General features: G+C 30.5%; 9 protein-coding genes. 4 read left to right on the plus strand and 5 right to left on the minus strand.

Features of this window, described 5'->3' with window-relative positions:
* Positions 1-72: 72 nt before the first annotated feature.
* Entirely contained in the window at positions 73-759 is a 687-nt protein-coding gene (locus tag MKD41_RS12860) for a ComF family protein (protein WP_240242692.1), read from the minus strand.
* A gap of 206 nt (positions 760-965) precedes the next feature.
* Between MKD41_RS12860 and MKD41_RS12865 the strand changes: the two genes are divergently transcribed.
* The 3 genes from MKD41_RS12865 (at position 966) to MKD41_RS12875 (ending at position 6,229) form a co-directional block, all read left to right on the plus strand.
* Positions 966-1,853 carry a hypothetical protein gene (locus MKD41_RS12865; protein ID WP_240242693.1) on the plus strand — a complete coding sequence of 296 codons (888 nt, stop codon included), beginning with the start codon at positions 966-968 and terminating at the stop codon, positions 1,851-1,853.
* Positions 1,854-1,960: 107 nt separating this feature from the next.
* Positions 1,961-3,502, plus strand: coding sequence for a glycine--tRNA ligase (locus MKD41_RS12870; protein ID WP_240242695.1), 1,542 nt, complete (start codon positions 1,961-1,963; stop codon positions 3,500-3,502).
* A gap of 207 nt (positions 3,503-3,709) precedes the next feature.
* Positions 3,710-6,229, plus strand: coding sequence for a S9 family peptidase (locus MKD41_RS12875; protein WP_240242696.1), 2,520 nt, complete (start codon positions 3,710-3,712; stop codon positions 6,227-6,229).
* Between the two features lie 70 nt (positions 6,230-6,299).
* Here the strand turns inward: MKD41_RS12875 and MKD41_RS12880 are convergent, their stop codons facing one another.
* From MKD41_RS12880 to leuS, 4 genes are all read right to left on the minus strand, one after another.
* Positions 6,300-7,076 (minus strand): enoyl-CoA hydratase/isomerase family protein, encoded by a 777-nt coding sequence (locus MKD41_RS12880; protein WP_240242697.1) that lies wholly within the window; start codon positions 7,074-7,076, stop codon positions 6,300-6,302.
* 4 nt (positions 7,077-7,080) lie between these two features.
* Positions 7,081-8,541 (minus strand): sensor histidine kinase, encoded by a 1,461-nt coding sequence (locus tag MKD41_RS12885; RefSeq protein ID WP_240242698.1) that lies wholly within the window; start codon positions 8,539-8,541, stop codon positions 7,081-7,083.
* A gap of 191 nt (positions 8,542-8,732) precedes the next feature.
* Positions 8,733-8,990 (minus strand): SemiSWEET family sugar transporter, encoded by a 258-nt coding sequence (locus MKD41_RS12890; RefSeq protein WP_371824268.1) that lies wholly within the window; start codon positions 8,988-8,990, stop codon positions 8,733-8,735.
* Between the two features lie 153 nt (positions 8,991-9,143).
* Positions 9,144-11,981 carry a leucine--tRNA ligase gene (gene leuS / locus MKD41_RS12895; protein ID WP_240242699.1) on the minus strand — a complete coding sequence of 946 codons (2,838 nt, stop codon included), beginning with the start codon at positions 11,979-11,981 and terminating at the stop codon, positions 9,144-9,146.
* A gap of 112 nt (positions 11,982-12,093) precedes the next feature.
* Here leuS and MKD41_RS12900 point away from each other — a divergent pair, with 112 nt between their 5' ends.
* Complete coding sequence (locus MKD41_RS12900) at positions 12,094-12,867, plus strand: patatin-like phospholipase family protein (RefSeq protein ID WP_240242700.1); 774 nt, start codon at positions 12,094-12,096, stop codon at positions 12,865-12,867.
* The last annotated feature ends 17 nt before the right edge of the window (positions 12,868-12,884 follow it).

The raw sequence follows: 12,884 nt of genomic DNA on the forward strand, positions 1-12,884 counted from the left end.
TTGGATACAAAATAACAATTATTTTATTAAAAAAACGCAGTAATTATTCAGGTATTACATTTTTGATTTTTTTTATTGCGTATAAGCCATAGTTGCAATGCTAATTTTAATGTTTTTATGCTCTTTAAAAGCATTTATACAAGCTTCTAAAGTTGCGCCAGTTGTAATAATATCGTCAATTAAAAGAATGTGTTTACCGTTGAGTGTATTTGTTGTTTGTACGGTAAATTTATGTTCTGAATTTTTCCACCTTTCTAAGCGTAATTTTTTAGTTTGTGTTTTAGTTGCTGTTTTTTTTAATAAAATAGTTTCATAAAAAGGAACATCTAGTTTTTTAGACAAACTTTTACCAAACGTTGAAACCTGGTTGTAACCACGTAATTGTTGTTTTTTCTTATGAAGTGGAACAGGTATAATACAATCAATTGTTTTAAATCTTTTAGAGTTACGCATGAGTTCACCAAGCCAATCTCCAATAAAGGTTCCAACTTTTTGTTGATTTTTATATTTTAAATGATGTATTAATTCTTGTACTTTTCCTTTTTTTAAAAAATAAAATAAGCTTGTTGCTTCTTCAATAGGAACTCTTCCGTAAAATATTTTTTCAATAATATTGTCAGCTTCATCTGTAAAATTTGTAACAGGCAAATCGTGTCGGCAATCAATACAAATTAATGCTTCGTTAGTTGTTAGTTGCTCTTTACAACACAAGCAAATTGTAGGGTAAAAAATATTAAATATGTCTTTAAGTAAGTTCATAGCTTGCTTAATTTACAAAAAATACCCAATTCAAAAAAAATAAATTAAAATAATTGTTTTTATATGAATAAAAACGTTAAATTTATAAGTTGTCAAGAAAAAACTCCTTAAAGATTTTAGTATTAATTTATAATTTAATTTTGCGTTTTACGTTAAAGTAAAATAAACTCCAATTAAATATAAACCCCCAATAAAATTTCAAAACCATGGAAGAGGAAAAAAAATCAAACAGTAAAATAATTGTAATCGTTTTAGCAGTTTTATTAATAGGAGCCTTGGCTTATACTTTTTATAACAAAAGCGAACATAAAAAATTAACAGATGCTATTACTGTTGAAAAAGAAGAAATTGAGCAAAATTTAGACAAAATGATTGTCAAATATGAAGATGCAATTGGTCAAAATACATCTATGTCTAACGAATTAGCCTTTGAAAGAGATAAAATTATTGCATTAAGAGATTCAATAAAAGGATTGAAAGCCTCTAATCTTAATTTAATTTTTAGATATAAAAAACAAATTGCACAGCTTGAAGAAACAAACAGACGTTTGTTTTTTATGAACGACTCTTTAACGGGAGCAAATAGCTTATTGACGAAAGACTTGGATAGTGCTAGAGTTCATATTACCCGACAAATTGCAGTAAATGATACGCTATCTTTACAAAACATAAGTTTAGCTGAAAAAGTAGCAATTGGTTCTGTTTTAAAAGTAAATTCTGCTAAGGTGTTAGCAATGAGAGAAAGAAATAATGGTAAACTAGTTGAAACTTCAAGAGCAAGAAACACAGATGCGTTTAGAATTAGTTTTACAGTTGCTAAAAACGAAATTTCAGAAAAAGGTGAACGCCAGGTCTATATTCAAATTGTAGATGTAACATCAGGAACTACCGTTGCAAGTAAAGGAGAAGTTACAGTAAGTAATGATGAAACTATAAATTACAGTGATACCACAGCTATTAATTATTTAAATGAACCACTAGATGTTGTTAGTTTAGTTGAAGTTGATAGAGATTTAATAGAAAGAGGTGTTTATGCAGTAAATATTTATATAGATAATACTATTGTAGGAGTAACTAAAATAACCTTAAAGTAATAGAAGTAACTCCAATTTTATTTTATTTAATGTTAATTGGTGGAAATAGTTTAGGCTATTTCCACTTTTTTGTTTTTTTGTACTAAAACCTTTACTATTTTTGCATTATGGCAAATCAAGAAGATAAATTTAAAAAAGTTGTTTCACACGCAAAAGAATACGGATATGTATTTCAATCAAGTGAAATATACGATGGTTTGAGCGCAGTGTACGACTATGCTCAAAACGGTGTTGAGTTAAAGAAAAACATTAGAGACTATTGGTGGAAAGCAATGGTGCAAATGCATGAAAATATTGTAGGTTTAGATTCAGCAATATTTATGCATCCAACAATTTGGAAAGCATCTGGCCATGTAGATGCTTTTAATGATCCATTAATTGACAATAAAGATTCTAAAAAAAGATATAGAGCAGATGTTTTAATTGAAGACTATGTTGGTAAATTAGATGCTAAAATTGAAAAAGAAGTTACAAAAGCTGCAAAACGCTTTGGAGATGCTTTTGATAAAGAACAGTTTTTAGCAACCAATCCACGTGTAGTTGGTTATAAAGAAAAAGGAGATGCTATTTTACAACGCATGGGAAAATCTTTAGAAAAAGAAGATTTAGCAGATGTAAAAGCATTAATTGAAGAATTAGGAATTGGATGTCCTTTGTCAGGTTCAAAAAATTGGACAGATGTTAAGCAATTTAACCTAATGTTTGGTACAAAATTAGGCGCTTCTGCAGATACTGCAATGGATCTATATTTACGTCCAGAAACTGCACAAGGTATTTTTGTTAACTTTTTAAATGTTCAAAAAACTGGAAGAATGAAAATTCCTTTTGGAATTGCACAAACCGGTAAAGCATTTAGAAATGAGATAGTTGCACGTCAGTTTATTTTCCGTATGCGTGAATTTGAACAAATGGAAATGCAATTTTTTGTACGTCCTGGAACGCAAAAAGAATGGTACGAGCAATGGAAAGAAACCCGTTTAAAATGGCACCTTTCTTTAGGTATGGGTGAAGATAATTACCGTTTTCACGATCACGAAAAATTAGCACATTATGCAGATGCAGCAGCAGATATTGAATTTAAATTTCCATTCGGATTTAAAGAGTTAGAAGGTATTCATTCTAGAACAGATTTTGATTTATCAAGTCACGAAAAATTCTCAGGAAAAAAATTACAATATTTCGATCCAGAAATTAACGAACGTTACGTACCGTATGTTGTAGAAACATCTATCGGTTTAGACCGTATGTTTTTAGCAGTGTTTTCACACGCTTTGCAAGAAGAAGAGTTAGAAAATGGAACTACGCGTACTGTATTAAAATTACCAGCTGTTTTAGCGCCAACTAAAGCTGCAATTTTACCATTGGTTAAAAAAGATGGATTGCCAGAAGTTGCTAAAAAAATTGTTGAAGATTTAAAATGGGATTTTAATGTTAATTATGATGAAAAAGATGCTGTGGGTAGACGTTATAGAAGACAAGATGCTGCAGGTACACCTTTCTGTATTACTGTAGACCATGATACATTAACAGATGATTCAGTAACAATTCGCCATAGAGATACTATGGAACAACAACGTGTAAAAATTTCAGAATTAAAAGCTATTATTAAGAATGAAGTAGATATGAAAAATTGGCTTATGAAAATGTAAGTTTTAATTTTATAAGAAATTAGAGGCTGTCTAAAAGGTGAAATTTCCGTCAACAGAACTTGAATTAAGTTTAGAATGACGTGTTTCTAGACTTTTTAGATAGCCTTTTTTTGTTAAAAAAATGATAAAATCTAAATACATAATTGCTATGTTAATAGTTTTAAAGAAATTTAGAGCTTAAATTAATCTTAACCTAACTTTAAAAACATGAAAAAAACATTTTTTTTGCTCTTTATTTTAGCTACTTATGTTGGTTTTGCACAAGATAAAACAACATCAGAAGTTCCTGTACCTAATTATAGGTTGGCATCTAAATTTTCGCCAACTAACATTGCTAAACTAGTACATTCTACTTCTGTTAGACCAAATTGGTTAAAAAATGGTAACCGCTTTTGGTATCAATATAAAACTTCAGAAGGTTCTAATTACTATTTAGTTGATGCAGATAGAAAAACTAGAACAAAATTATTTGATAACGATAAAATGGCTAAATGGTTAACCGAAATAACCAAAGATCCTTATGACGGTCAGCATTTACCTAGATTTAACTTTAAATTCGTTAAAAATGAAACAGCAATTCAGTTTAGAATTACTTCAACAGAAGAAGTAGAAGTTAAGGACGATAAGAAAGATGCTAAAAAGGCTACTTCAAAAAAAGATTCTACAGAAACTAAAAAGGCTAGAAAACAAAAGCCTAAAATGGAGAAAAAAGTTTACTTTCTTGAATATAAGTTAGGTGGTAATGGTTTAACAGTTATTGATAATTCTAAAAAAGACGACAAAAGAGTACGTTGGGCAAATATATCTCCAGATAGTACTATTGTTTTGTATTCAAAAAATTTCAATTTGTATTGGATGGATAAAGAGAACTTTTTAAAAGCTCTTAAAGATGAAAAAGATTCAACAATTGTTGAAAACCAATGGACAACAGATGGTGTTGAAAATTATGGTTATGGAAGCTCTAGAGGTGAAAATAACGAAACTAAAGAAGAAAAAAAGGACGATAGAAAGGGTGTTAGAGGTCTTTGGACAAGAGATTCTAAGAAATTTATTTATCAAAAAACAGACGCTAGAGATATTAAAGATTTATGGGTAATTAATTCAGTTTCTAAAAAAAGACCAACTTTAGAAACCTATAAATACCATATGCCAGGTGAGCAAGAATATTATAAAACAGAATTAGAAATTTTTGATATTCCTTCAAAAGAAGTATTGGAAGTAAAATTAGACACTACTAAACAGCAAAGTATTTCTGTTTATAGACATAAATATAAAAAATCTGAATATAGTGATGAATTTAAACCTTCGTTATTACTTTCAAAAAAAGGCAACATATATTTTAGCACCATAAGTAGAGATCGTAAAAAATTAGATATTTGCGTTGCAGATATCAATACTGGAGATGTAGAGGTTTTAATTGAAGAACGCTTTAATACCTATATTGAAGAGAAAGAATTTGTATTGTTTAATAATGAAACTGAAATGTTGTTCTGGGCTGAACGCGATGGTTGGGGACATTATTATTTATATGACTCAAAAGGAAATTTAAAAAATCAAATTACAAATGGTCCTTACCATGTTTCTGGTTTTGAAGGAATTGATGAAAAGTCTCGTGTAATGTATTTTACAGCAAATGGTGTAGATAGAACTATGGATCCTTATTATGAACATTTATACCGTATTAATTTAAACGGAACAGGTTTAAAAACGCTAAATCCTGGAGATTTTACTACAAATGTTAGTGTGTCTGATTCTAATAGATATTTTGTAAGCAATTATTCTAGAGTAGATGCTACTCCAAAATCTGAGCTACGAAATAGTTCAGGAGCTCTTGTAATGAGTTTAGAAGAGGCAGATTTATCGCAATTATTTGCAACGGGATATAAATTTCCAGAAACATTTAAAATGAAAGCTGATGATGGCATTACAGATCTTTACGGAGTTATGTATAAGCCTTTCGATTTTGATTCTACCAAAGTATATCCTTTATTAGAATATGTATATCCAGGACCACAAACTGAAGCTGTAAACAAAGCATTTTCTGTACGTATGGATCGTTTAGACCGTATGGCGCAGGTTGGTTTTATTGTTGTTACTGTTGGAAATAGAGGAGGGCATCCAGATCGTTCTAAATGGTACCATAATTACGGATATGGAAATTTAAGAGATTATGGTTTAGCAGATAAAAAATATATTGCCGAACAATTAGCAGATAAACACGATTTTATTGATATTGATAAAGTTGGAATTTACGGTCATTCTGGTGGTGGTTTTATGTCTACTGCAGCTATGTTAGTGTATCCAGATTTCTTTAAAGCTGCTGTTTCTTCAGCTGGAAATCACGATAATTCTATTTACAATAGCTGGTGGAGTGAAACACACCACGGAGTTAAAGAAGAAATTGAAGCCGATGGAAGTATTAAATACAAATATGATATTGATAAAAACCAATCGTTAGCAGCAAATTTAAAAGGAAATTTAATGTTAATTCATGGAGATGTAGATAATAATGTACACCCTGGAGGAACTATTAGAATGGCAGATGCTTTAATTAAAGCAAATAAGCGTTTTAAATTTATGATTATGCCAGGACAACGCCATAGTTTTGGAAGAATGACTGAATATTCTTTTTGGTTACGCGCCGATCATTTTAGTAAATACTTTTTAGGTGAAGAAGCTACAAGTGTTGATATTTTAGAAATGAATAGAGATAAACCAAAAGGTTAATATTTAATAGTATATTTTAAAAAAGCTGTTTGAAATTTAGTTTTCAAGCAGCTTTTTTTGTTGTATAATTTTATTCAAATTCGGGCTTGCGTTTTTCTAAAAATGCAGAGGTTCCTTCTTTAAAATCATTAGTGCCAAAACTAACGCCAAACTGTTCAATTTCTACACTGTATCCGTTTACGCAATTGGTGTAATTAGCGTTTATGGCTTTAATTGCTGCGCCAATGGCAACTGAAGAGTTTTTAGTGATTTTACTTGCTAATTTTTCGCATAAAGTTAATAGTTCACTTTGTTCTACAACATAATTTACCAAACCGTATTGTTTTGCTTCTTCAGCAGAAATCATAGCAGCGGTCATAATCATTTCCATAGCTTTTCCTTTGCCAACAAGTTGAGGTAAGCGTTGCGTACCACCATAACCTGGAATTACGCCTAAACTTACTTCAGGCAATCCCATTTTAGCATTGGAGCTTGCTACTCTAAAATGTGCTGCCATTGCTAATTCTAATCCGCCACCAAGTGCAAAGCCGTTAATGGCTGCAATTACTGGTGTGCTTAAATTTTGAACAAAATCGAACAGTATTTTTTGACCTTCTCTAGCTAGTTCTGTACCTTTTTCTACATTAAAATCTGCAAATTCAGAAATATCTGCACCAGCAACAAAAGCTTTTTCACCGCTTCCTGTTATAATAATAACTTTTACAGTTGGGTCGTTTTCTAATAATTTAAATGCTTGATGCAATTCTAAAATTGTACTTTTATTTAGTGCATTTAATTTTGTTGGTCGGTTTATTGTAATTATAGCGCTATGTTCTTTTTGTTCAATTAGTATAGTATCGAAATTCATAATATTATTTTTTTGGTACTATTATTTTAAAAACTGTTCCTGTATTTTCTTGTGTTGTATAGGTGATGGTTCCTTTATAGGCTTCAACAATATTTTTTACCATTCCTAAGCCTAAGCCCATTCCACTAGATTTGGTAGTAAATTTAGGTTCAAAAATCTTTTCTTTATCTTCCTCTAAAATTCCTTTACCATTATCGGCTACAATAATAACAACATTTTCATCATCGTCAGATACAGTAACTTCAATCTTTTTATTTTCAACGTCATCTAAAGCTTGTGTTGCATTTTTAACCAAGTTTGTAACAATTCTAATTAGTTGTGTTTTATCTAATTTAGCAATAATTACATCTTTTTTAGGGAAGTAAGATATATAATCTTCGGTAAATATATCTAAGGCATATTTTACAACTTCTACAACATTTAATTCTTCTCTGTTTTGAGTTGGCATTTTCGCAAAGTTAGAGAAAGCTGATGCAATTGAACTCATTGTGTCAATTTGTTGAATTAAGATTTTACTAAATTCATTTATTTTTTCATGAATTTCAGGGTCTTTTGGGTCGAATTTACGTTGAAAACTTTGTACGGTTAAACGCATTGGTGTTAAGGGGTTTTTAATTTCATGTGCAACTTGTTTTGCCATTTCTCGCCAAGCTTGCTCGCGTTCTCCTTTAGCCAATTTAATAGCGCTTTCTTCTAGTTCGTCAACCATTTCATTAAAAGCATTTACAAGTGTAAACACTTCGGCACTGGCATCTTTTAATATAATTTTTTCGTTACGATGATTTAAACGTGTTAAACTCATTTTATCGGTAACGGTTTTTATAGATCTGGTAATATAACTAGAGATAAAATAAGCTAAGCCAATAGCCAATAAAAACATAAGCATATAAACATATGCCATTCTTATTAAAAATTCTTCTAAATCTTTATTATGACTTGTATTGTCTTGTAAGTATTGTAAATTTAAGATACCAATGGGCTTAAACTTATTATCTGTAATATAAGAATAAGACGATTGTAAACTGTATTGATTTAATGTTTTGGTGTTTACATATCTATGTTTTATAGTGTTGTTAACACCATTTAAAATTGTATCGCTAAGTTTAGAAGGTGCATCGCTTTTTACAAATCCGGCATGGGAGCTTTTTGCTATATTCCCATCTAAATCATAGATGTTTATTTCTAATTTTTCGATATCCGAGATTTCATGAATCTTTTCCCTAAAAATAAGTTTTAAATTTTCTTCAACTATAGGGAAAGTGTTTCCTCTACCGCTATTTAACCAATAATTAATGGATGCTTTTACTGCTTCTTCTTTTCTTTCTAAACGACCTTGATTGTATTCGTCGGTTTGTTCTTTGTATTGATAAATTGTAACTGTTGCAATTAAAACCGAGGCTAAAAAAGTTAGCAATAACATTGCTAAAAAAATTCGAATTCTAAGTGAGAGGCGTTTAATTTTCATTTAAATAATCTTTTACCAACTAATGCTAATATTTATTTTAAAGCTGGTATTGATATGTTTTATAAAATATGTTAGTATAATTTCATCCAATAATTAACAGTAAATATACAGATAAATTATTAGCATTTATAGGTGATATTTACAATTAAATTGTTGCTTTAGCCTAACCAACAATAAATGTACCAATAAAGTTATTTATATTTAAGTTTTAAAATTATTAAAACAAATGCTAAAAAAGCTGAAACAATATTTGCAAGTATCATTGCAAAACTACCTATATGAAAAGCATATACTAACCAAAGTATAACGCCTACAAAAAAAGCTAAATACATAGATAAAGATAGACTTCTTGTATCTTTTGTTTTCCAAGCTTTATAAACTTGAGGTACAAAAGCCGCTGTTGTTAGAACAGCGGCAATTAAACCAATTATTTCGTAAGTATCTATCATTATTTTTAGGTGTTTAAAAGTTAAAAGCTATAGAGTTGAGTGTTTTTATAACCTTATTCTAATGTTGAAATTGTAATTATAAAATAATTACGAAACGTAAAAGATGGTTTTAACTCAACTCAGCGGTCAGACGTTCAACTTTCAAACTTTTTATTACCCAACAATATTTACAATTTTACCAGGTACTACAATTACTTTTTTAGGTGCTCTGCCTTGTAATTGTGCTTGTGTTTTTTCGTGAGCCATTACAGCTTTTTCAATGTCATCTTTAGATAAATCTAATGGTAATTCCATTGTAAAACGCATTTTTCCGTTGAATGAAATAGGGTATTCTTTACTACTTTCAACTAAATGTTTGGCTTCAAATACAGGGAAATCGGCTGTTGAAATTGAAGTTGTATGTCCCAATCTACTCCATAATTCTTCTGCAATATGTGGTGCATAAGGTTCAATAATTATAGCTAGCGGTTCTAAAATAGCACGTTTATTACATTTTAAAGCTGTTAATTCGTTTACAGCAATCATAAATGTTGAAACAGAGGTATTGAAAGAGAAGTTCTCGATATCTTCTTCAACTTTTTTTATGGTTTTATGCAATGTTTTTAGTTCTTCTTTAGTTGGGGCTTCATCTGAAACTGAAAACTGGTTATTTACAATGTATAATTTCCATAATTTTTTTAAGAAATTATAGACACCAGAAATTCCTGAAGTTTTCCAAGGTTTAGATTGTTCTAGAGGTCCTAAAAACATTTCGAATAAACGTAAACTATCTGCTCCGTATTCTTCGCAAATTTCATCTGGATTTACAACATTGTATTTAGATTTCGACATTTTTTCAACCTCGCGACCCACAATATATTTACCATCTTCTAAAATAAATTCTGCATCTTTAAATTCTTCTCTCCAATTTTTAAAGGTTTCTACATCTAATTCATCTGAACCATTTACAAAAGAAACATCTGAATGTATTGGTTGAACTTTAAAGTCTTTTTTTAATCCCTTTGAAACAAATTTATTTTCACCTTCAACTCTATAAACAAAAGCTGAAGTTCCAGTTATCATTCCTTGGTTAATTAGTTTTTTAGCAAATTCATCAGTTGGTACAAAACCTCTGTCGAACATAAATTTTTGCCAAAAACGCGCGTATAATAAATGTCCGGTAGCGTGTTCGCTACCACCAATATACAAGTCTACATCTTGCCAATAATTAACGTTTTTTTGAGAAAATAGTTCCTCATTATTTTGAGAATCCATATAACGATTAAAATACTGTGAGCTTCCTGCCCAACCAGGCATTGTATTTAATTCTAAAGGAAAAACAGTTTTATTATCAACTAAATCATTGCTTACTACAGTATTGGTTTTTGTGTCCCAAGACCAAACTGTTGCATTTCCTAAAGGTGGTTTTCCGTCTTCGGTAGGTAAATATTTTTCTACTTCAGGTAGTACAATTGGCAAATGTGCTTTGTCAATCATTTGTGGTAAACCGTTTTTATAATATACAGGGAAAGGTTCTCCCCAATAACGTTGACGGCTAAAAACAGCATCGCGTAAACGGTAATTTATTTTACCATATCCAAAACCTTTTTGTTCAATTTCGTAAATAATACGTTTCATGGCTTTTTTATAAGTTAAGCCATCTAAAAAGTCTGAATTTGCAAGTTTAACACCTTCTTTCACTGAACAAGCTTCTTCAGAAATATCTATACCTTCAAAAATATTAGGTATTTCAATATTAAAATGTTTAGCAAAAGCATAATCGCGTTCATCTCCACAAGGAACCGCCATTACAGCACCAGTTCCGTAGCTTGCTAATACGTAATCTCCAATCCAAATTTGCACTTTTTTACCAGTAAATGGATGTAAAGCATAAGCGCCAGTAAATACACCAGAAATGGTTTTTACGTCTGCCATTCTATCTAATTCGCTACGTTTTGCGGTAGCTTTTATATAGGCATCTACTGCTTCTTTTTGTTCTGGAGTTGTAATTTTAGAAACCAATTCGTGTTCTGGAGCTAATGTCATAAAACTCACTCCAAAAATAGTATCAGGACGTGTAGTAAATACATCAATTTTATTTTCAAATCCATCAACTTTAAAAGATACCATTGCACCTTCAGATCTTCCAATCCAATAAGTTTGTGAATCTTTTAATGGTTGTGGCCAATCAACTTTGTTTAAACCATCTAATAAACGTTGTGCATACGCGGTAATTCGCATACTCCATTGCATCATTTTTTTTCTAACTACAGTATGTCCGCCACGTTCTGAAACACCATTTACAATTTCATCGTTTGCTAAAACGGTTCCTAAATCAGGGCACCAATTTACCTCGGTTTCAGACAAAAATGTTAATCGGTATTTTAATAATATTTGTTGTTTTTCTTCTTCAGAAAAATTGTTCCAATCTTCAGCAGTAAAGGTCGCTATTTCAGCATCGCAAGCTGCTTTTACAGTTGTATTTCCTTCAGCTTCAAAAATTGATATTAAAGTTTCAATAGCTTCGGCTTTATCACTTGTTTTGTTATACCAAGAATTAAATAATTGGGTAAATATCCATTGGGTCCATTTGTAGTAACTTGGATCTGATGTTCTTACTTCTCTAGACCAATCAAAAGAAAATCCAATTTTATCTAGCTGTTTTCTATATGTTTTAATGTTTTCAGCAGTGGTAATAGCTGGGTGTTGTCCAGTTTGAATTGCATATTGCTCTGCAGGTAATCCAAAAGAATCATAGCCTTGCGGATGTAATACATTAAAACCTTTATGGCGTTTGTAACGTGCGTAAATATCAGAAGCTATATATCCGAGAGGATGCCCAACATGTAAACCAGCTCCCGAAGGGTACGGAAACATATCTAGTACGTAAAATTTAGGTTTTTCTAATTTGTTTTCGGTGTTGCTCGAGTCAGGGTTTTCTGCTTTAAAAGTTTCATTTTCTGCCCAATATTGTTGCCAGTTAGCTTCAATTTCTCTAAAATTGTATTCCATCCTAATTATTCCATTTTTAAAAGTGCAAAGTTACGTTTTATAAATAGAATTATAAAGTGTATTTTTATACGATGTAATTTATTAAATAGTATTGATTTAATTTTAAGTTATTATGAATAATGAAATAGGACTAGTATTGTCTGGCGGAGGTGTTAGAGGTATTGCACATGTAGGTTTTTTACAGGTATTACTTGAAAACAATATTAAACCTACAAAAGTTTCTGGAACTAGTGCTGGAGCTTTGGTTTGTGCGTTGTATGCGGCAGGTTATAATACCCAAGAGATGTTGTCTTTTTTTAAAGAAACACCGTTGTTAAAACTATCGTTATACGCTTTAAATAAACCAGGGATAATGGATAGTGAAAAATATATCGAATTTTTTAAAAGATACTTTTCTGAAGATACATTTGAAAGTTTAAATATTCCACTAACTGTTACAGCTACTAATTTACTTAATGGTAGGTTAGATTATTTTAGCAAAGGACAGTTAATAAAACCTTTAATTGCTTCTTGTGCCTTGCCACCTGTGTTTTCTCCTATTGAAGTTAACGGGAATTTATATTCTGATGGAGGTGTTTTAAACAACTTTCCGATTGAACCATTAAAAGAATCTTGTTCTAAAATTTTAGGAAGTTTTGTAAATCCTATTGAAGAAATTGCAAAAACGGAGATAAATTCATCTTTAAAATTAATGTACAGGGTTTATCATATTGGTTTAGATGCAAGTAATATTAAAAAGTTTTCGGAGTGTAATTATGTGTTTTCCCCTAAAAATATTGATGAAGTTGGTGTTTTAGATGCTGATGGAATTGATAAAGCATATAAAATTGGGTATGAAAATGCTCAAAATGAAATAGAGCGTATTTTAAAATCTGTAAAAAATTAAAGGCTTGTAATTAGTAA

Origin of the sequence: Lutibacter sp. A64, from assembly GCF_022429565.1 — a bacterium.
Classification (GTDB): Bacteria; Bacteroidota; Bacteroidia; order Flavobacteriales; family Flavobacteriaceae; genus Lutibacter.